Source organism: Paraburkholderia sp. BL6669N2 (assembly GCF_003387275.1).
In the GTDB taxonomy this organism is placed as follows: Bacteria; Pseudomonadota; Gammaproteobacteria; order Burkholderiales; family Burkholderiaceae; genus Paraburkholderia.
Genome location: NZ_QUNA01000001.1, coordinates 3,382,879 through 3,403,597, shown reverse-complemented (window position 1 = coordinate 3,403,597; position 20,719 = coordinate 3,382,879). Strand labels below are relative to the sequence as shown.

Sequence of the window (20,719 nt, the reverse complement as noted above, 5' to 3'; positions counted from 1 at the left end):
CATCGAAAGCGGTGGGACGAACTCAAGCGAGCGCCAGTCTAATGGGCCAAAGGGTTTATTGCAGCCGTTGTGGGATTTTTTCGACATTGAGGCTTGAGCCTGCCTCGGCAAAACACAATGCCGATTGAATAAGCGGACAAGCCGGTCGCGACCGACCTGGCTTCTGGCCGTGTTACAAATTTATCTCCGTGATTTCAGAAATCGTTGCTAGTATTCCTAACGATGTCAGCGTGGTGAATCTTCTCCTTTCCGCATGCTTCGTTTGATGCGGCGTCTCTCGTTTGAAGGACCGCTCATGCAAGCCCCGTACTCAGCTGCGCCACCTTTCCAGACTGTTCAAATGATATAACGCGCTTCATTTGCGCGATGTGGCGTCCGGCCGCGCGTAGTTGCCCGAATTCGCAAACACGCGCGAAATCAATTGGACTTGAATCGCTCACCCGAACGCCATTCCTTTGAAATGATTTTTCGTCGGGGAAAGGCGGGTGCACGCCTGGAAGAAATACCCATAAAACAAGGCTCGATAATGGGTTACCGTTGCGCGTTTCGGATGAGGACGTTAAACGCCGCTGCGTTCGCGCGGTCGCGGGTCTTGGCTCAGGCATCCGCCGCCGACATCAATAAAGATAATCACTCGCTCAATCTCGCCGTCCCATTCAACATCCGTAACCACTACACGCCGAACGTGTTCGACACCGTGCTCGACCACAGCTGGATGTTCCCACACGGCAGAGCGCTGAGGCGCGCATGGACGACCTGGACATCGACATGCACAGGAAGGCGGCGACATGGGTGACGATGGCCGTGCTGGCGTCGGTCGCGCCGCCAATTGTGCGCGAAGCCTGATGCCTGCGCACACGCGCGCGGTGTGGCTTGCGGACGCAGGCTGCTCAGATGCGGTGCCGGAAGAGTGAGAATGCCGAACATCCATTCGATGAGGACGATTATGAGTCAACCTAACTGTTTGTTCGCAGCCGGTCGGCTCGTTGCCGGATTGTGCAAAGGCGCGCTTCTGACCACCGTCGGCGTGAGCCTCTCCCAGACGGCGTGGGCGACGGAAGGCGGCATAGGCCGTCCGATCACCGGCCAGCAGGTGACGCCGTACGGCGGCATCGTGCCGCCCACCAGCGACTGGATCGTGTCTGCCGCCACGATCTATTACGAAGGCTCGCTAAGCGCGAGCAAGTCGATTCCGATCGCCGGACAGGTCACGCAAGGCGTCAATGCGAAGGCCGAATACACGATCCTCGCCGCAGTCAAGACGTGGGGGATTACCGTGGGCGGCTGGAACTTCGCGTCGTCGTTCGGGGTGCCGGTTCAGTACACCAACATCTCGTCGTTTCATGGTCGCTTGCCGAACGACCACGGCACCCAGTTCGCCGATTTCTTCTTTACGCCAGTCATTGCCGGCTATCACCTGACCAAGACCGACCACGTCGCGTTGAGCGTGCAGATCTACGCGCCGACCGGTGCGTACAACTCGAACCGGCTTGCCAATGCCGGACAGAACACGTGGACCTTCACGCCGACAATCGCCTATACGAAATTGCTGCCGAAGGAGAACATCGAACTGTCGTTGAATTACGGCCTCGAGTTCTATACGCCCAATAAGGACACCCACTATCACAACGCACCAGTCAGCGTGCTCGATCTGCTCGTGCTCAAGCGCTTCAGCAGCGGCTGGGGCGTCGGCGTGGTGGGCGGCTATATCCAGCAGATCGGCCATGACAGCGGCGGCATTGCGGATATTGTCGGTGGCGACCAGGGTCATTCCGTGGGCCTCGGGCCGATGATCACGTGGTCGGGCAAGGTGCAGAAAACCCCCATTTCGGCTGCGCTGCGCTGGGTCAACGAATTCAACACCAGCAATCGGCCGAAGGGTAACGCGGTGCAATTGTCGGTTAATGCGACGTTTCAGTAACGTCGCGGCATGCGAGGTGTGAGGCGCTTACTTCCAGGCGAGCAAGAAGCGGGTTCGCGCGGCATTGCGGCTAACAAGGACACTGGGCGCGCCGGCGCGCGGAACAACGGCAACGCAAGGATGCGGAGGGACATCCGCGGGGCGCCTTCGCAGCTGGACCGAAATCGATCAGCCGCCCGTGCCGCGCTCGCAGATCGCATATACGCTCGAGCACAAGTCGGGATAGACACGCCCGAGCTCAAAACAGCCGTCCAGATACTCTCTGGATATGATGCCGGCCTGCAATGCCGCATCGATCTGGAAGTTGGCGAGGCCCTTGAAAAAGACCCCGCCTTCGGTGACCGGGCGAAGCTTTGCCGCACGCAGATCGGCTCGCAGCGTGTCGATTGAATACGTCACGCGATGACCGTGTGCGGCTTCGGCCGCCGTCACGGCCGCGTGATGGTCGATCAGCCCCATGTTGACTGCGATCTGCCGCGATCCGGCGCGCGCATTTGGCGCGGCCACGAACAGGCGGCCGCCTTTCGATAGCCAGTTGCCGATCCGGCTCAGGACTTCGACCGGATGATCGAGGTGTTCGAGCGTATGAATCAGGAAGATGTTGTCGTAGCGTCGCGCGGGTTCGAAAGTCTCGAACGTCGAGTGATGGAATTTGACGGTGCCTTTCGTCTTGTCCGACGCAACGGCAATGCAGTCTGCCGATGCCTCGACGACTTCCAGTGAATCGAAGCGCTGTGCCAGGAGTCGCGTGAAGTTACCTTCGAAGCATCCGAGTTCGAGCGCGTTGCCGCCGACGACGAACGGTGCGAATGTCCGAAGCATGTATTCGTGCATCAGATAATCGAAGTCGTAAGCGTAGCGATGTTCGGGATGATCTTTCGCTTCCGCGTCGTAGTCTCTGTTCATGGTCGTCAATCCTGTCCACGTTGATAGAACCGCTGCTCAACCGGCACATAAAACTCGTCGAGCGACTCCGGCACCCGGGCGTTGAAGCCGAGCACCTGGCGCATCCATGCGTTGCAGCGGTCGAGATTGCGGTATCCGAATAGCCGCGCGTAGTCGAGCTGCGGCTTGAAGAAGGGGCTGGTGAACGTCAGTGTCAGCGCACGGCGCGGCGCATCGGTGGTATTGCGGCCGGTGGCGTGCCACATGCGGGAATCGAACAGCAGAACCGAACCGCGCTTTCCGGTCGCCCGCGCAGCCTGCGCGTAGAAATGCTCGTCGGTGGGCTGCTGCTGGAGATTTTGCGAGTGCGAAAGAATATGCGTCGCGCCATTGGCCAGCGTGAAATCGTCGAGCATCACCAATGCGTTCACCATGAAGCGCCGCGAGTCGGAGCCGAAACGGATATCGCGGTGCACGTTCTGCACGTAAGAGCGCGAGTCGCGCTCGTTGATCACGCCGCCGTACGAATTCAGAACGAAGTTGCCTTCGAAGTATTCTTTGAAAAGCGGCTCGAGCGCTGAGAATTGCGCCAGCAATTCGACGTAGCTCGGGTCATCCATCAGCAGATGATGCAAAGTGCCGGCGCTGTTTTCCAGCACGCCGTTGCGTCGCCTGATCTGGTCGCGCAACGCGAGCGAAGGACCGAGCGCCTTCACCAGCGAATCGAGCAATTCGGTGTGAATCAGTCCGGGGAGCACCGTCCATCCCGCTGTGGCGAGTTCGGTGTGGTGTCGAGCGTCAATCGTGTTCATGAATGGAGCGAGGTAACGGCAAAAGCAAAAGGCTCAGTGTCGATCGGCGGCCAGAATGGCCATCGGCATGACGTCGAGATAGCGGTCGCCTTTGAAGACGGCCTGGCGTAAAAGACCTTCGGCGCGAAAGCCCACTTTCTCGTAGAGCGCGATGGCGCGCGCATTTGACGCGAGCACGGTCAGCGAAATACGGTGGAGGTTGAGGTCGCCAAATGCGTGCTCGAGCGTCTGGCGCGTGGCGGCCTCGCCAATGCCTCGGCCGCGAGCCGTCTCGGCGCCGACCTGAATCGAGAACTCCGCGCAGCGGCTCACCCAGTCGATGCCTAGCAGATACGTCACGCCGACAACTTCCTCTGTAGACGCGAGGCACACGGCGAGACGCACGTTATTCGTCCGGGAGCCGAGATAGCTATCGAACCATTTATTGTCGATCTCGGTGCCCACGTATCGGAAGGCGCCGCCCAAATGACTGACTAGTGCCTTGTCGGCGCGCCATGTGTTGATGGTCGACAGGTCGCCTCGTTCGATCTCGCGCAGGAATATCGTGTTGTCGCTCATGCGAGTCGGTCCAGTAGGTGTTGCACCATCGGCGCCAGATCGCTGTGCGTCAGCCGCTGATCGCAAGGAAGGCACAAGGTCGATTCGGGAAGCCTGCGTTCGAAGTCCGGTGCGCCTGCAGCGGTTGCGATATCCGGCCAGTAAGTGGGCGTATAGATGCGTTGCGCTCGAAGAACCTCGCGCATGCCGGGCGGCGCGCCGAAAAACGGGTAGCAGAGCGGCGCCGCATCTTCGTCGTAACGAAACGTGAAGCGGTTATAGCGCTGCAATTTATCGTGCAGATAGGCGAAATTTTCGGCTCGCCGTGCGCGGACGCTTTCGTAGTCGACGCCGGCGAGCAGCCGTTGCGTCAGTGCCGACATGCGCAACGGTTCCTGGTGCTTGAGGCTTGCTTCGGCCGCGGCGTAGTCGGAGTAACCTGCTTCCGCATCTTTCGCGAGCCTCGTCAGCAGATAGCCGCTGCGCAGCAACGAGGCATCGTCGGCAGCTTCCGGCATCGCGATCGGCTGCCGTGTAACGAGGTATCCGCCATCCGGCACGCCAAGGAATTTGCGCGGCGAGTACAGCGTGGCGAGGCAATCCGCGGACCGCGCGAACAACGCCTGCGCATTGTCGATCACGACGCGTTCGCGTGGGAACCGGCTGAGCACATCGTCGACCTGTTGAGCGCACAAGCCGAAATAGTTGACGTAAACTAGCCACTCACCTTGTGCGATATCGACAGGCTGCACGCGCAATTCGGCGTCGAGCCGATAGCGTTTGAACGGCGTGCCGGTCATGCGCAGTGGCTCGATCATCGCGTCGCAAATGTACCAGGGCATCCAGACGGCAGTCGGCCGCACTGCCCGAAGCAGCGCAAGAAACGCCGCGCGCGACGACTGGAAACGCAACGCGTCGTCGTGAAGCGTCGCTCCTGCTCGTGGAAGTTCCAGTTCGAAATATCCGCCGATTGCGCGCGGCTCGCGCGGGATCATGCGTTCACCTCGACGCACAGCATATCTCTGACGCTGTTTTTGCTGTTGAACATCAGGACGTCGAGAATCGATAAGGCGGGGTGAAAAGTATCGTCGAACTGCGTATAGGGACACAGGTTCGGTTCAACGAAGGCGAGCTCCACGCCGCGCGTCAAGAATGCCGCACTATCGTAAAGTGCGCGGCCACCCGGCAGATTCACATAGGTGCTCGCGTGCTCTCTCGCGCAGATATCGATGACCCGCTCGGCACCTTTGAGTTGCGCATTGCCGTACCTCGTCGAAGACGGGACGAATTCTGTATCGATCTCGAGGTACTTGCAAATTTCCATGACAGTGTGCGACGCGAGCTGCGAAACAGGTGCGAGAGGCTCTGCCAGAATCCGCCCGACCAGCGCGCTGACCTGCGCGTAGTGAGGCGCTTTGGCATACGCATGCCGAATCGATTCCAGCAGCTTGCGCAGCCAGCGCTCGCGCGGTTCGACCAGTACCTCGTTGATCTTTAACGATGGACTCGCACCGCGGAGCGGCACGGTGAGATAACGCACCTGGTCGCCCAGCAACATCCGGTTGCGGTTGATCCAGCCATTCTTGATGAAGTTCACGTCGTCGTAAAAGACGAACTTGTCGACTGCCGCCGCCAGCTGGAAATATCCGATGTACGGAAACAGGTAGGGCTGCATGATCGCGAGCTTCATGACGTTCAGCTACCCGCGATGATCCCGACGATGCGGTCGAGCATGTCGTCCGTCAGTGCCGGGAAGATCGGCAGACACAGTATCTTCTGTGAAGCGGCGTGCGCGACCGGCAGGTTTTCCGGGCGTGCGGAAGGCAGGCCGCGATAAATCGGAAAGTCCGAGATCAGCGGATAGAAATAGCGGCGCGCGTAAATGTTCGCGTCGCGGAACTTCTGATACAGCGCGTCGCGGCTGATTGGGTACTCCGGGCCGACGAGAATCGGAAAGTACGAGTGGTTCGCCACTTTCTCGCCCGCCTTCGGCACGCAGCTGATACCGCGTACATCGCGCAGCCGTTCGCGGTAGAGCGCATCGATCCGCGCGCGCCGTGCCAGCGCTTCATCGATGTGCTGCAGTTGCAGCAAGCCGAATGCCGCGTTGATCTCGCTCATCTTGCCGTTGATGCCGGACGCAACCACGGTCACTTCGTCGACGAAACCGAAGTTCTTCAGGTGGTCGATGCGCTGCTTTGTCTTGGCGTCCTGACAGATGATCGCGCCGCCTTCGAACGTGTTGAAGACCTTGGTCGCGTGGAAGCTCAGAACGGCGAGGTCGCCGTGCTCGAGCACGCTGCCGGTTTCGGTCTGCACGCCGAAAGCATGGGCCGCGTCGTAGATCACCTTCAGATTGTAGTTGTCGGCGATCTTCTGGATCGCGTCGACGTCGCACGGCTTGCCGTAGCAATGCACGGGCATGATCGCGGTGGTCTGCGGCGTGATCGCTGCCTCGATCTTCGCAGGGTCGAGATTCAGCGTGTGCGGATCGACGTCGACGAATACCGGCTTGATACCGTTCCAGACCAGCGAGTGCGCGGTGGCAACGAACGAATAGGGCGTGGTGATCACTTCGCCGGTCACGCGCAACGCCTGCAGCGCGGTGAGCAGCGCCAGCGTGCCGTTGGTGAACAGCGCAAGATGCTTGACGCCGAGATACTTGCACAGCGCCGCTTCGAACTGCTGGTGAAACGGGCCGGCATTGGTCAGGATCTTGCTGTCCCAGATCTGTTGAAGATAGGGAATGAAGTCTTCGAGCGGCGGGAGATGCGGCTGGGTAACGTAAATGCGCTCGTCGATCTGCGGCGCGACGGCCCCAAGCGGTAAGGCTGCATTCATTTGTTTTCCTCTGATCTGGACGGAGCGGCGGTGTCGACCGTGGCGGCAACGGCTTCTTCCGCCGTGACTTCGAATGCGACGGGCGGCTGATCGTCACACCAGCGTTGCCACATGATTCTCAACGCGCGCGACAAACCGGCAGCGACCACTTCAGGCCGGAATGCCGCCGACGCCATGCAGCGCTCGCGCAAGCCCGTACGCAGCGCGGCGAGCGTGGCGATATCGGAGGACAACGCGACGCCCTTGGTGACGAAATCCGCCTTGTCCGTGGCGAGAAACTGCTCCAGCCCGACGTGCGACATCCAGGTGGTGCCGGCGCGGCTGGGCAACGTGTCGCCTGCAATCGTCAAGGTCGGCACGCCCATCCACAATGAGTTCAGCACAGTGGTCGAGCCCGTGTACGGGAACGTGTCGAGGCAGATGTCGACGTGAAAATGCTGTTGCAAGTAGACCGGAATACTCGAACGGCGGCGGAACATCAGGCGCTCGCGCGAGATGCCTGCGTCGGCAAACCAGTCGATCAGAAGCTGCTCATCCTCGTCGGTTGCAATCGCGCCCAGCAACATTCGCGACGACGGTTGTGCGTGCAGCAATTGCGCCCAGAGAGCGATCACATCGGGGCGCAATTTGTTGAGGCGGTTGAAGCTGCCGAATGTCACATAGCCGTTGTGCATGGCCGGCAGAATATTGACCGGCGGCGCGCTTTCTTCCGGCAGGAAGGGCGCATTCGCCGGCAAATGCACGATCTTTTCGGAGAACATTTGCTCCGCCGGGCCGAACGGCACGCCGAACCGGTCCACGAGGTAATAGTCCATCGCACTTAGCCCGGTCGTCGCAGGATAGCCGAGCCAGCTGACCTGGATCGGCGCGGGCCTGCGCGCGAACGTGAGAAGGCGGTTGCGGCCCGTATGGCCGGACAGGTCGAACAGAATGTCGATTCTGTCTTCGCGAATCCGGTTCGCCAACTGCGCGTCCGGCATGCCGGTGACCTGGTGCCACTCATGGGCGCATTTGCGCAGCAGATGGGTGTAGTCGTCTACCGCAATGTGGTTGTTGTACACATGCAGTGAGACACCGGGATCGGTCGCGAGGCGCTCCATGATCGGCAGCAGATAAGAGGCAACCGCGTGACGGAACAAGTCGCCGGAAACGAGGCCGATTTTCAGCTTGCGATTCGGCGTGCGCTTGTTCACATGACGCGGCCATTGCGCGCGCACTGGCGCTTCGTGCTGTTGAGCGAATTTGAGGTGTTCGGCGAACAGCGTGTCCTGCTTGACTGCGGGATTGTGAGTGAGCGAAAACAGATAATTGTCCGCTGCGATCGCATCTTTCGGGTCCTTCTCCAGCGCGACGCGAAAGCTTTTTTCAGCCTCGCTCACCATGCCCAGATCGAGCAGCAGCACGCCCAGCGTGTTGTGCATGCCGGACGTGTCCGGCGCCAGTTCGATTGCGCGCCGCGCGGCTGCCAGACCCTCGGCTACGCGTCCCTGGTGAACCAGCGACATGCCGTAGATTCGTTGCGCTTCGGCGTACGCCGGATTGATCGCGATGATCGCGCGGCAGACTTCTTCGGCATCCTTGTGCAGGCCTTTCAGGCGCAGCGTATCCGCGAGTACAGTGCGGCTTTCCAGTTCCTCCGGCAGCAGTTCGGCAGCTTTGCGCAAGGGAATGAGCGCGTCGTCGTACCGGCCTAGACGATGCAGTGCAATGCCGAGCCAGCGCCACGCGTTACCGTCGGCGGGAAACCGCTGGGTGAACGTTCGTGCCAGTTTGACGGCGTCGGCGATTTGGCCTTTGTTGTACAGCGACGTGAATCGCGTCGTTTCCTGTTGGCTCACGCGCCGTCCGGCCGCGATCGTGGATTTGCCGGTTTCGGCCGCTGTATTTGCCGCGCCGGTATCTGTCTCGACAGCGGCGCTGCCGCCGGCCAGCGAGTTCTGCACTGCCACAGGCTGCGTCGCGATGACCTTGCCGGGATTGGCCATTCGTACGATCAGGCCGTCTACCGCCGGACCCTTCAGACCCTGCTTCTGGCCCATTTCCAGTGCAAGCCACGCAGCGGCGCTTTCACCGGCGTCGATCAACGCACTGATATATGCCGCCCAATACTGGCCGTTATGCGGCTGTTGGCCCAGCGCTAACTCGAACACAGGCACGGCGTTTTCTGGGCGGCCGGTTTGACCGAGCAACACTCCCAGGTCATACAGGGCATCCGCGTGCTGCGGCTTTGCATCGAGGATCGCCCGGTAGAGCGCTTCGGCGTCCTCGAATTCGCCCTTGTGGTGATGGTCGAGCGCCGTTTGCAACACAAGCGCAATGTCCTGCTCGAGTTGTTGTTCGGGCGTCAGGGGTTCAGCAGGCGGCTGCTCGTACAGGAGAGTCATGGTCTCGGCGCAAAATGTTCTATGGAGGAAATTGTGCGACGAGGCCGGTCTTTCCGATGCGCGGAGATGACGGTAAAAAAGCCGCCTGTTTAGCGTATGGAGGAAGGGGCCGGAAAGCCGGAAGGCAAGAAAAAAGCCCGCACGAGGCGGGCCGAGGGAACGAGCGCGCCTCACTTCGGCACGTAGTTCTTATTATTGGGTCGGCCGGCTGAACCGGCTGTCTGGGAACGGATGCCGCCTTGCGCAGATCCGCTCCGGGTTTTTTACAGGCGGGCCATCCGCTGATATTCACCGGCGGCCTTGGTGCGTCCGATCGCCGCTTCGAACTCGAAATGCAGTTCGTTCTGGGTCACTGCCGCGTCCGCGAGGAGCGCCGCGTCGATCGCCTGGATCTGGCGGATCATGTCCAGCGCCGCCGGTTCCTGATCCGCGGTGAGCGACGTCAGCAGCGGCGAACGCATTTCGGTCAGGCGGGCGGCTTCCGGCCAGTCTGCCAGCGAGGCAGCCTGCTCGATTTGCCGCGTGATCGAAAGCACACGTTCGACCAATTCCATCTGGTTCAGGTTGTGCGCGGTCATGGCTTAGCCCTTGTTCGTGGCCAGCGCGCCTGCGCTGTTGGTGCCGCCGAACAGCGCGGTCAGGTATTGCGAATTGTTGTTCATGGTCGCCATCAACGTGTTCAGGGCGGTGAACTGCGCCTGATACTGGTTCGTCAATTGTGTCGTGTAGTCGGCTAGCGCGGTTTGTTGCGTGGTGATGCTCTTCAGGTCGGCGTTCAGCGCGCTGTTGCGCGTATCAATGATGCCGCCGGTCTGCGTGAAGGTGGTGATGCTGGCGTTCAACTGCTCGGCGATGCCGTTGGTCGAGTTGAAGAGCGATGCGACCGTGGCCGGGCTGCTGGTCAGCGCCGTGTTCAGCGCATTGTTGTCGACCACCATCGTGCCGTCGGCCGGATCGTCCTTCAGCGTGATGCCGATCGCCGCCAGCGTGGTGCCGGTGCTGCCCGAGCCGACCGCGCCGCCGATGATGTTGGCCAGCGTGTTCTTGATGGTCTGCAGCGTGGAGTCGCCCAGCAGCGGGCCTTGCGACGTCGAGCCGGCGCTGAACGAAGTGAGCGTGGACATCGTCGTGACGACGGTGTTGTACAGGCTCACGAAATTGTTGATCGCGGTGTTCTGCGCGGTGGTGTCCTGCGCGATGGTCAGCGTCTGCGGGGTGCCAGCCGGCGTGCCGACCGCCGCCGCCGTCAGGTTGATCGTCACGCCTGAAATGGCGCCCGTCACCGCGTTGCTCGCGCTGCTGCCCGCGATTCCGCCGATGGTGTACTCCGCGTCTTGCGCGTAGCCGCTCTGCGTCCACGCGCTGCTCGAATTAGCCGACGTAATGGTCGATTGGCCGCCCGTGGTGCTTGCCGTCGACGTCACGCCGAGGCTCGACAGGCCGGTGTCGCTCGTGATGTTGCTGGTCGAGACGTTGATGACATTGGCCGCCCCCGTGTTCGCCGCGCGCAGCACGAGGTGGGCGCCGTCCGTGCCGGTGACGATGGTTGCCGTGACGCCAGGGTTGCTGCTGCTCGCGTTGATCGCCGACGCGATGCCCGAGAGCGTGTTGTTGCTGCTGTCGACGTTGATATCCATCGACTTGCCGTTCATCGAAATCGACAGCGTGCCGGTGCCCAGTTGCGTCGTGGAGCCGAAGGCCGCCGACGACAAGGCTTGCGAGCTGGCGATCTGCGTGACGGCGATCGAATAACTGCCGGCCACGGCGCCGACGCCGGCTGTCGCGGTCAGCCCGGTGCCGCTCGCGGTTGCCGCGAACGTCGCCAGCGTGTTGCCATTGGCGAGATTCGTGATGCCCGACTGCAATGCGCTGAGCGCGGAGCTTAGCGCACCGTACGCCGACAGCGTGGTGCTGTCGGTGGTTTGTCGTGCCGCCAGAGCCGAAGTTTGCCCGGCGACCTTCGCGTTCACGAGTGCCGTGACGAGCGTCGACACGTCCATCGACGAATTGCCCGTCGAGCCGCTGATGATCGATTGAGCAGCCGACTGCAGCGCGGCGTTGGCGCTAGCTGTAGAAGACGAGGTTGAGATCGAGGACATGCAGAGGCTCCGGGCGTCTGGAAATCTGTATTAGGTGGTGCGCGATGCTACATCACTACGTGATGGAAATGCACAGCGGGAGGCATGCCTCCCGTCGTTTCAAACCCGGCGATGCGTCCCGCTTACGCGCGACGCATCGCCGTTACCGCGTCAGCTCTTACTGCAGGAGCTTCAGAACTTGCTGCGGGTTCGAGTTAGCTTGCGCCAACACGGAGATACCAGCTTGTTGCAGCACTTGCGCCTTGCTCAGGTTCGCCGTTTCTTGTGCGAAGTTGGCGTCCGTGATTTGCGATTGTGCCGACGACAGGTCGGTCGATTCAGCTTGCTGCGACGTCGCGATTGCGGTGAAGCGGTTTTGCGCGGCGCCCAGTGCGGCTTGCAACGTGTTGACCGTCTGCAATGCGTTGTCGATCGAGACCATCGCTTCGTTCGCGCCCGTGACCGTGCTGATGTCGAGGCCCGAAACCGTCGGCGGCGCGTTGATCGCGTTGATCTGATTGACTGCGGCGATGGCGGCACCGGAAGCTGCGCCGGTCGTCGGCAGAGCTGCCGTGCTGATGGCGAGGCTGGTGATGGCCGTGCCGGAGCCCGCGCCCGTGCCTGCGCTGAAGATTGCGTTTGCAACGCCCGACGTGATGGCGGTGTTGTTCTGGTCCGTGAAGGTATAGCCGCCCTTGCCGTCCGACAGAACGTTGACCGACGTGATCGTTGCACCGGTGCTCGTGTATGCGCCCGTGGCGCTCAGGCTGACCGCGATCGTGCCGACCGTTTGACCCGTTTGCACCAGACCGCCACCGATCTTCGCTGCCGACATCGATTGGCTCAGGTCCAGGCTGATCGTCTGACCGACGTTCGCGCCGACCTGGAACGACACGTTGCCTGCCGAGCCGTCCAGAATGTTCGTGCCGTTGTACGTCGTTTGCGACGCGATACGGTTCACTTCAGCGATCTGCGCCGAAACTTCCTTCTGCAGCGCGGCCTGGTCGCTCGACGACAGCGAACCGGTCGATGCTTGCACCGCCAGCTGACGGATACGTTGCAGGCTGGAGGTCAGCGAGGACAGTGCGCTCGATGCGGTTTGAATCATCGACACGCCGTCATTCGCATTCGACACGCCCTGGTTCAGGCCGTTGATCTGCGTTTGCATACGCGTCGAGATTGCCAGACCTGCTGCATCGTCAGCCGCGCTGTTGATGCGCTTGCCCGACGACAGGCGGGTGATGGCTTGCGAAAGGGCGCTTTGCGAGCCATTAAGGTTTTGCTGTGCAACCAGCGAGTTGATGTTGCTATTGATTCCGAGCATGGAAAATCTCCTAAATAAGCCTTGAGCCCAATACGCCACGTTGGCATCGGCGGAAGCACTCGTTCATTGCTGGCCGCCTCAGTGAAGGTTGACGGCCCCACTAAAAAAAACTTGAGGGACTTATGCAATGACGTACCTGACGCTTTCCACGCCGGGCATATTGCAATGTGGCTGAAAGCCCCTTGCAGCCTTATTCGGCAGATGCACTGCAGGTATTGAAAAGACGGCGTATTCTCGTTTTCTCTTGTGACAAACCCTGGAGACATCATGCAAAAGCGCAGGATTGGGCGTTCGGAATTACAGGTCGCGCCGCTTATGTTCGGCGGCAATGTTTTCGGCTGGACCGCCGATGAAGCCACCTCGTTTTCGATTCTGGATGCGTTTGTCGACGCCGGTCTCGACTTTATCGATACCGCGGATGTCTATTCCGCATGGGTGCCCGGCAACCAGGGCGGCGAATCGGAAACGATCATCGGCAAGTGGTTCCGTCGGAGCGGCAAGCGCGACAAGATCGTGATCGCCACCAAGGTCTCGAAGCATCCGCAGCGCAAAGGACTGTCGGCGGCCAACATTCAGGCGGCTGTCGAGGATTCGCTGCGGCGCTTGCAGACCGACTACATCGACGTCTACTTTTCTCACGACGACGACACCGAAACGCCGCTCGCCGAAACACTGGGCGCGTATCAGAAGCTGATCGAGGCGGGCAAGGTGCGGGTGATCGGCGCGTCGAACTACAGCGGCGCGCGGGTCGAGGAAGCGCTGGCCGTATCCCGGCAGCACGGCCTGCCCGAATACCAGGTGCTGCAACCGGAGTACAACCTGTATGATCGCGCCGAATATGAGCGCGACATCGAACCGGTGGCGCTCGCCAATCAGCTCGGCGTGGTGGTGTACTACAGTCTGGCGAGCGGCTTTCTGTCCGGGAAGTACCGTTCGCAGGCGGATCTGGCCAATAAGGCGCGCGGCAGCCGGGTCGAAAAGTATCTGAATGATCGCGGTTTGCGAATTCTCGACGCGCTAGATCGGGTCGCGGACGCTCATGGCAGCACGCCGGCCACCGTCGCTTTGGCCTGGTTGATCGCGCGACCCAGTGTTACGGCCCCGATTGCCAGCGCTACTTCTGTCGAGCAACTCGAAAGCCTAGTGGCGGCCGTGCATCTGATGCTGACGGGCGCCGATATCCGTGAACTGGACGAGGCGAGCGCCTGAGCATGCAATAGGCGACTTGGCGCAATCCCTAAACCCCTGGTAGGATGGAGAGTTTCCTGATATCATCGGGAGTGAATTGAGATCTTTGCCTGTTTCGTCAATGCTTTTTTATTGATGAAAGGTTGGCGAAACAGCAGCAGACGCGGCTTTTGCATTATGTCTGTCCGCGTTCCGCGGTGAACTCCCCACCTCTCTTTTCCGGCCTCCGTGGCCGCTTTGCCTCCGTTTCATTCGTGGTTTGGCCGGGTTCTGCCCGCGTTTGCCTGTTACTGGCCATGAACTGAAACGACCGGAGGGCCGGCGCGTGAGCGGTATGCCGCCACGCAATTTACCCCTATCAAGTGATTGAGTTAGGAATTAAATGACGACGATTCTTCTGAAAGAAAACGAGCCGTTCGAAGTGGCGATTCGCCGCTTTCGTCGCGCAATCGAAAAGAATGGCCTGATCGCTGAACTGCGTGAGCGTCAATCGTACGAAAAGCCGACCACGGCACGTAAGCGCAAGAAGGCTGCTGCTGTGAAGCGCCTGCACAAGCGCCTGCGCAGCCAGATGCTGCCGAAAAAGCTGCACTAAGCACGCGTTTTCCGCACGGCCGAACGGCGGTGTGAGCTTCGAAAGAAGCCACATCGCCGTTTTGCTTTTTGGACGTCAGATGGAGCGCTCGGCCTGGAAAGGGCGAATGCGGCTTCCGTGACTCGGGAGCGCGGGTTAGTGGAACCGCTGGCGGTGCGCCGCGACGCCGCAGTGTGGCGCCGCCGCGGCATCCAGGCGGGTCTTTTCCTGCTACGCCGCGCTTTTCAGCCGGTCAGCGGACAAGCCGAACTGACGGGCGATCGAGGCCAGGCGCTCCAGCCATTCCCAAGTGCCGAAAACGTCGTGCACGTTTTGCAGGCAACTGAGCAGGTCGACGGTGGCCGCGTCGTACACGTTGATGCGCGAGCGCAGCAGCGCCTTCTTCAGTGCGGACACGCCGACGTCCATATATGCAGGCATCTCCGCGGGCGTTTTGCCGATGAAGCGCACCGGAATGCCTTCCATCGCGGTCATGTAGTCGCGCGGTTTGATGAAGCTGCCAACCGGGCAGCCGCCACAGTAGCCGCGATAAGCGCCGCCACCTCGCGGCAGTAGCGCGGCGCGCTTCTGGCCCAACAAATGATCCACGGCCTGGTCGAAAATCTCCTGATGCGTCAGGAAGCTAAGAGTTTTCATGGTTGGTCTCCCACGCGTTACGCAGCGGTTATTCGTTGTTCGAGCGCATGACTAGCAGTATCGAGCGTGCTCCATTCGGCGAACGCCGGACTAGCGTGACGAAAAGGCGCCAATTCCCGGTTTGGCTCGTATTCCGCAATGCACTCCATGCCGCAGTTTCGCCGACTGCCGCAGCCGCAACTCATAACCGTATAACGACCGACATGTCCCGGAAGCGCAGCAGGGCTTTACCGGATGGGCGCATTGCGCCAAACCCGGCGTCGTGAGGCGTCGTGTTCACGTCCTCCAGGCCTTGCGCCGCGAGGTGCCGGCCGGGCGCGCGCCATGGCGCCTGGGAGTTTCCCTGAGGCGCCGTCCTTTGTTAGAACAGCGGCACTAAGCGTGGGCGAATGCCGGGCCGCCTCAGCCCGCTTTACGATTACGTCCTTTCTTGCCAAGCGCCGCGCATCGCGCGCGACACATGCAACTCGCCTCGTGGTCGTTCACCATGCCGACTGCTTGCATGAACGCGTAACAGATCGTCGAGCCGACGAACTTGCAGCCATAGCGCTTCAGCCCCTTGCTCAGCGCGTCCGAAATGTCGGTCGACGCAGGCGCCTGCTTGTAAGAAGTCCAATCGTTCTGGATGGGCGTTTGATCGACGAACGACCACACGAAGTTGGCGAGCGAGCCGTGTTCGCTCTGAATCTGCTGGACGGCACGCGCGTTGGTAATGGCCGCTTCGATCTTGCCGCGGTGGCGCACGATACTTTCGTCTACCACCAGCGCATCCACGTGCTTCGGCGTAAACCGCGCGACCTTTGCGATGTCGAAGTCCGCAAACGCGCGGCGATAGCCGGCCCGTTTGTTGAGAATCGTCGACCACGACAAGCCGGCCTGAGCGCCTTCCAGCACGAGCATCTCGAACAGATGCTGGTCGTCGCGCGAGGGGACGCCCCATTCGGCGTCGTGATACTGTGCGAGCGCTTCGCTCGATACCCAGTTGCATCGCTGTGTCACTGTCGCGCTCCTGCGTTGTGATGTCGCCCGCCAGCATAGCCGAAGCCGAGCGCACTGCAAGCTGGCCATTCGGCCGATTGCCGGATTGAAACTGACCTGCCACGCTATGCGTTATTCATCCACGGAACTCACTGGTTTCCATGAACAAAGACTTCTTTCTGATCGGCATTGACGGCGGCGGCAGCGGCACCCGGGTCGTGCTGGGCGACGCGCAAGGCCGCGAGTTGGCGCAGGCGGCAAGCGGGCCATCGGGCTTGGGGCTCGGCGTCGAACGTGCGTGGCAGGCTATCGCGGCCGGCTGCGGCGAAGCATTTGCGAGCGCCGGCAAGGCGCTGGACTGGTCGCGCTGCGTGCTCGGCTGCGGATTGGCAGGCGTCAACAATCGCGACTGGCTGGCGGCGTTTCGCGCACAAGCGCCCGCGCTAGCGGGACTCGCCGTGGAAAGCGACGCCTACACCACCTTGCTCGGCGCACACGGCGGCGCGCGCGGCGTGATCGTCGCGCTCGGCACCGGTAGCGTGGCGGCCGTGCTGGACGGCGAGGGCGAATGCCGCCAGGTCAGCGGCTACGGCTTTCCATCGGGCGACGAAGCAAGCGGCGCGTGGCTTGGACTGCGGGCCATCGTGCATGCCCAGCATGCGCTGGACGGCCGCGGTCCCATCGACGAATTTGCGCGGGCCCTGGTCGCGCACACCGGCGCGCACGACCGCGACAGCCTCGTCGTCTGGCTCTGCGAAGCCAACCAGACGGCTTATGCGAGGCTCGCGCCGATTGTCATTGCACACCGCGCGCATCCGTTCGCGGCGCGCCTGCTCGGCGAGGCCGGCATCCAGGTGGGCAAGATGATTGCCGCGCTGGACCCGTCGGCGAGCCTGCCGGTCGCGTTGTGCGGCGGCCTCGGCGCGCCGCTGCGCGAGTACGTGCCGCAGGTCTATCAAGCGCGTTTGCGCGAACCGCTGGCCGACTCGGCGCACGGTGGATTGCAGTTGGCGCGACGTGAAGCAGCCCGCATTGGCGGCTGAAAACGGTGAACCGCGGCGCGCGTGAGTCATACGCTTGCGGCTGAGGATCGTCGCGCACGGCGAACGCGTTCCGTCGAATGCGGCTGGCAACGGTAAAATACGCAGCTTCGACGCTGCCCGGCTGCTCAAACTATGTACAAAGTCATCGCCACGGATCTCGACGGCACGCTGCTCAACGCGGATCACCAGGTGGACCCGTTCACGATCGCCACCGTGCGCAAGCTTGAAAGCGACGGGTTGCGATTCGTGATTGCAACCGGCCGCCACTATTGCGACGTCGCCGGCATCCGCGACGTGCTGGGCATCAATCCGTATCTGATTACATCCAATGGCGCGCGCATCCACGCGCCGGACAACACGGTGATCCACGCCGACGACCTGCCTCCGGCTATCGTGCAACGACTGGTACAGCCGGAAGTCGCCGGCGCGCATGGCCGCGTGATCGTCAACCTGTTCGCCGATCAGGCGTGGCTGATCGACCGCGACGCGCCGGATCTGCTGAAGTTTCACCAGGACTCGGGCTTCACCTACGAGGTGACCGACCTGCCGAAACACGACGGCGTCGACATCGCGAAGGCCCTCTACATCGGCGATCCGGCGGATCTCGCGCAAGTCGCGGCCAATCTCTCGCGCGAATTCGGCGATGCCTTATACGTGACCTATTCGCTGCCGGACTGTCTGGAAGTAATGACGGCGAACGTCTCGAAAGGCCGCGCGCTGCGGATCGTACTCGAGCGCCTTGGCGTGGACACCTCGCAATGCGTCGCTTTCGGCGACAACATGAACGATATCGATCTGCTGGAAACGGCCGGTCATCCGTTCATGATGAACAACGCCAATCCCGACCTCATCACGCGTCTGCCGAACGTGCCGCGCATCGGCAACAACTTCGAAGCGGGCGTCGCGCACCATCTGCGCAAGCTTTTCTCGCTCGACGACGAACTGATGTCCTGAGCGGAAATGGAAACGGCCCGCATCCAGTTTCATGGATGCAGGCCGCTTCTTTCACGTGGGCGCGCCGGTCGGTTCAGGCTGCGAGTCACGGCGTTGCGCGACTAAAGGCCCATCAAGGTCGGCAAACTGTCTCACCGGCCAGTGGCAGGCGCAGCCGGAAGATTACCCGTGCCATCCGCCACGGCGGTTGTCATGGTCGCCCCGGTTGTCGTGGCCCCAGCCGCGATCATTGTGGTGCCAGTCGCGATCATATCGATGGTCGCCACGGTAGTAGTCGCCGCGATCGTAGCGGTGGTCCCACCCACCGTTGCCGTAGTAGACGGGCTGCGGCGCGACATAGACCGGAGCCGGACGGGTATAAACCGGTGCGCCGAGCGACAGGCCGATGTTCAGATCCGTATGCGCTTGCGCGACACCGCATGCGCCCGCCGCGAGTCCTGCAGCAACCAGCAAGTGAGTGACGATGCGTTTCATGTTTGTTCTCCTGTGAGGCGACGTATGTTTGTCGCACAGGATCAATCTACGCATTCCGGTCGATGGGTACTGCGACGAGATGTTACGGACTGCAAGCATCGTCGCAGGATTTGAAAGGTGTGAGGAGCCCTGCATAGGTACACGGCGCGCCGAGTGCCGCTCGGTCAAAGCCCCGTCAGATAGGGCTTCGCGGCTCCTTGAGCCGCGCCGGATCGCGCTCGCCGCCTCGCTGTACTCAAATCAAATGGCCGCTTGCGTAATTGCGGCTTACATCTGTATTACCCGATTAATCTGCCGCACTCGAAGAAGCCGCCGACGCAGCCGCCGCCGACGTCCCTTGCAACTGCGCGCAAGGGCAATCGGTCGCGCGCCCGTCCAGCCCCTGTCGATCGTGTTTGAAGCTGGCGCGCGCGGTGCCGTTATCCCAGTCGAGGCGAACAATATAAATACTGTCGAAGTCGTCGCTTTTCCAGTTCGGGACATCGGCGGCATTGCCGCCATGCGCGCTCATCATCTCGCGCAATAGCTTCACGATTAGCTTGTGTTCCCACGCGACGACGATGAGCTTGTTGCGATTGGCCGGGTTGACGAGCGCGGTGCCGAGCTGGTCGATCTGAGCGAAACCATACGGCGTTTGCACCGGCATCTGGAACTGGATGGCGGTCGGCTCGATCGTCGCAAGCGGCCGGATGTAGTAGTAGGGCTTGCCGCCGTCGTCTTTCTGCTGGCCGGGATCGGGTGCGTAGATCGCATCCGGTTTGCCGAACTTGGCCGCGATCACGGCCGGCAAGGCCAGCGCGCGGTTGAGTCCCTGGCAGTTCAGCTGCCCATAGCCTTGGGCGGGTTTCTCGCCGTGCCGCACGAACACGAGCGTTTCCGTCTGGCCGTCGGCCGCATGCGCCGTGGGTAGCGCCAGCACACCCGAGCACAAGCCGCCAATGGCAAGCGCCACGCCATGCAGGAATCCGCGGAACCGCTTCATAGGGAGCACCTGTGCGAGCTTGGGAAGTCGCACGATTCTAGCAGCGGGCGCGAGTGCTTCATCGCGACGATATCGAGACCCCGGCGCCATCGGCCGCAAAACAAAGCGGGCGCCGAGGCGCCCGCTTTATTGCCGACATGACTGCGCGCGAATTAGTCGAGCGCCAGCTTCTGCGAATTGCCGCTGCGGCTTTCAGCGATGACCGGGTACAACACGCCCGCGATCACTGCGCCGAGGATCGGCGCAACCCAGAACAGCCACAATTGATCCATCGCCGCACCGCCGACGAACAGCGCCGGCCCCGTGGAACGTGCCGGATTGACCGACGTGTTGGTGACGGGAATCGAGATCAGGTGAATCAGCGTGAGGCACAGGCCGATGGCGATGGGCGCGAAGCCGGCCGGCGCGCGCTTGTCGGTCGAGCCGAGAATGACAAAGAGGAAGAAGCCGGTCATCACCACTTCGCAAATGAATGCCGCGGTGAGCGAGTAATGGCCCGGCGAGCGTTCGCCATAGCCGTTGCTGGCAAAGCCGCTGGCAACGAGGTCGAAGCCGGGTTTGCCCGACGCGATGAGCGACAGCACCAGCGCACCCAGCACCGCGCCGATCAACTGGGCGACGATGTACGGCAGCAGATCGCGCGCCGGAAAGCGGCCCGCGACGGTCAGGCCGACGCTCACTGCCGGATTCAGATGGCAGCCGGAGATGTGGCCGATCGCGTAAGCCATAGTCAGGACGGTCAGGCCGAACGCGAGCGACACACCCACGAAGCCGATGCCCAGACCGTGAACCGGGCCGGCGAAATTGGCGGCGAGGACAGCGCTGCCGCAGCCCCCGAGCACGAGCCAGAAAGTGCCGAACAACTCGGCAGCGAGGCGCTTTGACAACTGCATGATTGGTAATCCTAAAAAGATGGGGCCTTCCGCTAGCACGCGCGACTAAATCCGTCTGCATGCCTTGAGCGGGCAATTCTAGGGAAAGGCCGCCAAATCAGGTGTCAAGAATTGTCAATGTGGTGTCGCCTTTACCTTTTTATTGCGAGATAAAGATGGCGTTTTACAATTGGCCGGTCTTAATAATTATCAGA

At 61.5% G+C, this 20,719-nt stretch carries 20 protein-coding genes; 5 read left to right on the top strand and 15 right to left on the bottom strand.

The window, feature by feature from the left end; genetic code table 11:
• The first annotated feature begins 946 nt into the window (after positions 1–946).
• Positions 947–1,921 (top strand): transporter, encoded by a 975-nt coding sequence (locus tag B0G80_RS15560; protein ID WP_243856581.1) that lies wholly within the window; start codon positions 947–949, stop codon positions 1,919–1,921.
• A gap of 168 nt (positions 1,922–2,089) precedes the next feature.
• Here B0G80_RS15560 and B0G80_RS15555 read toward each other — a convergent pair whose 3' ends face one another.
• The 10 genes from B0G80_RS15555 to B0G80_RS15510 all read right to left on the bottom strand — a co-directional run bounded on the left by B0G80_RS15555 (position 2,090) and on the right by B0G80_RS15510 (position 12,782).
• On the bottom strand, positions 2,090–2,827 hold the full coding sequence (locus tag B0G80_RS15555; protein WP_116118541.1) for a bifunctional 2-polyprenyl-6-hydroxyphenol methylase/3-demethylubiquinol 3-O-methyltransferase UbiG: 738 nt from the start codon (positions 2,825–2,827) through the stop codon (positions 2,090–2,092).
• Between the two features lie 5 nt (positions 2,828–2,832).
• Entirely contained in the window at positions 2,833–3,618 is a 786-nt protein-coding gene (locus tag B0G80_RS15550) for a phytanoyl-CoA dioxygenase family protein (protein ID WP_116118540.1), read from the bottom strand.
• A 33-nt stretch (positions 3,619–3,651) separates the two neighbouring features.
• Positions 3,652–4,176 carry a GNAT family N-acetyltransferase gene (locus tag B0G80_RS15545; protein ID WP_116118539.1) on the bottom strand — a complete coding sequence of 175 codons (525 nt, stop codon included), beginning with the start codon at positions 4,174–4,176 and terminating at the stop codon, positions 3,652–3,654.
• Positions 4,173–5,150 (bottom strand): hypothetical protein, encoded by a 978-nt coding sequence (locus tag B0G80_RS15540; protein WP_116118538.1) that lies wholly within the window; start codon positions 5,148–5,150, stop codon positions 4,173–4,175. Before B0G80_RS15540 ends, B0G80_RS15545 begins: the two co-directional genes overlap by 4 nt.
• Positions 5,147–5,845, bottom strand: a complete 699-nt coding sequence (locus B0G80_RS15535) for a WbqC family protein (protein ID WP_116118537.1) — start codon at positions 5,843–5,845, stop codon at positions 5,147–5,149. Before B0G80_RS15535 ends, B0G80_RS15540 begins: the two co-directional genes overlap by 4 nt.
• Positions 5,846–5,850: 5 nt before the next feature.
• Positions 5,851–6,996: a dTDP-4-amino-4,6-dideoxy-D-glucose aminotransferase VioA gene (vioA, locus tag B0G80_RS15530; protein ID WP_116118536.1), complete on the bottom strand. Its 1,146-nt coding sequence runs from the start codon at positions 6,994–6,996 to the stop codon at positions 5,851–5,853.
• Positions 6,993–9,380, bottom strand: a complete 2,388-nt coding sequence (locus B0G80_RS15525) for a tetratricopeptide repeat protein (RefSeq protein ID WP_116118535.1) — start codon at positions 9,378–9,380, stop codon at positions 6,993–6,995. The genes vioA and B0G80_RS15525 overlap by 4 nt, the downstream gene beginning before the upstream one ends.
• A gap of 263 nt (positions 9,381–9,643) precedes the next feature.
• The gene (locus B0G80_RS15520) at positions 9,644–9,958 is read right to left on the bottom strand and encodes a flagellar protein FliT (protein ID WP_116118534.1); all 315 of its coding nucleotides are present in this window, start codon (positions 9,956–9,958) and stop codon (positions 9,644–9,646) included.
• Between the two features lie 3 nt (positions 9,959–9,961).
• Entirely contained in the window at positions 9,962–11,479 is a 1,518-nt protein-coding gene (fliD, locus tag B0G80_RS15515) for a flagellar filament capping protein FliD (protein WP_116118533.1), read from the bottom strand.
• A gap of 157 nt (positions 11,480–11,636) precedes the next feature.
• A complete protein-coding gene (locus B0G80_RS15510; RefSeq protein WP_116118532.1) occupies positions 11,637–12,782 on the bottom strand; it encodes a flagellin in 1,146 nt (381 codons plus the stop codon).
• A 267-nt stretch (positions 12,783–13,049) separates the two neighbouring features.
• Between B0G80_RS15510 and B0G80_RS15505 the strand changes: the two genes are divergently transcribed.
• Both B0G80_RS15505 and rpsU read left to right on the top strand, forming a co-directional pair.
• A complete protein-coding gene (locus tag B0G80_RS15505) occupies positions 13,050–13,991 on the top strand; it encodes an aldo/keto reductase (protein WP_116118531.1) in 942 nt (313 codons plus the stop codon).
• 361 nt (positions 13,992–14,352) lie between these two features.
• Positions 14,353–14,565 (top strand): 30S ribosomal protein S21, encoded by a 213-nt coding sequence (rpsU, locus tag B0G80_RS15500; protein ID WP_006050883.1) that lies wholly within the window; start codon positions 14,353–14,355, stop codon positions 14,563–14,565.
• Between the two features lie 210 nt (positions 14,566–14,775).
• On the opposite strand, the gene B0G80_RS15495 is transcribed toward rpsU, so the two are convergent.
• Together B0G80_RS15495 and B0G80_RS15490 are read right to left on the bottom strand one after the other, a co-directional pair.
• A complete protein-coding gene (locus B0G80_RS15495; RefSeq protein WP_106284769.1) occupies positions 14,776–15,201 on the bottom strand; it encodes a hypothetical protein in 426 nt (141 codons plus the stop codon).
• A 402-nt stretch (positions 15,202–15,603) separates the two neighbouring features.
• Positions 15,604–16,200, bottom strand: a complete 597-nt coding sequence (locus tag B0G80_RS15490; protein ID WP_166679058.1) for a DNA-3-methyladenine glycosylase I — start codon at positions 16,198–16,200, stop codon at positions 15,604–15,606.
• Between the two features lie 140 nt (positions 16,201–16,340).
• Here B0G80_RS15490 and B0G80_RS15485 point away from each other — a divergent pair, with 140 nt between their 5' ends.
• Both B0G80_RS15485 and B0G80_RS15480 read left to right on the top strand, forming a co-directional pair.
• A complete protein-coding gene (locus B0G80_RS15485) occupies positions 16,341–17,222 on the top strand; it encodes a BadF/BadG/BcrA/BcrD ATPase family protein (RefSeq protein WP_116118530.1) in 882 nt (293 codons plus the stop codon).
• 132 nt (positions 17,223–17,354) lie between these two features.
• The gene (locus B0G80_RS15480; protein ID WP_116118529.1) at positions 17,355–18,176 is read left to right on the top strand and encodes a Cof-type HAD-IIB family hydrolase; all 822 of its coding nucleotides are present in this window, start codon (positions 17,355–17,357) and stop codon (positions 18,174–18,176) included.
• 162 nt (positions 18,177–18,338) lie between these two features.
• Here the strand turns inward: B0G80_RS15480 and B0G80_RS15475 are convergent, their stop codons facing one another.
• From B0G80_RS15475 to aqpZ, 3 genes are all read right to left on the bottom strand, one after another.
• Complete coding sequence (locus tag B0G80_RS15475; protein WP_106284773.1) at positions 18,339–18,650, bottom strand: PXPV repeat protein; 312 nt, start codon at positions 18,648–18,650, stop codon at positions 18,339–18,341.
• A 286-nt stretch (positions 18,651–18,936) separates the two neighbouring features.
• Complete coding sequence (locus B0G80_RS15470) at positions 18,937–19,632, bottom strand: histidine phosphatase family protein (RefSeq protein ID WP_116118528.1); 696 nt, start codon at positions 19,630–19,632, stop codon at positions 18,937–18,939.
• A 152-nt stretch (positions 19,633–19,784) separates the two neighbouring features.
• Positions 19,785–20,525 (bottom strand): aquaporin Z, encoded by a 741-nt coding sequence (gene aqpZ / locus B0G80_RS15465; protein WP_106284775.1) that lies wholly within the window; start codon positions 20,523–20,525, stop codon positions 19,785–19,787.
• Positions 20,526–20,719 lie beyond the last annotated feature (194 nt).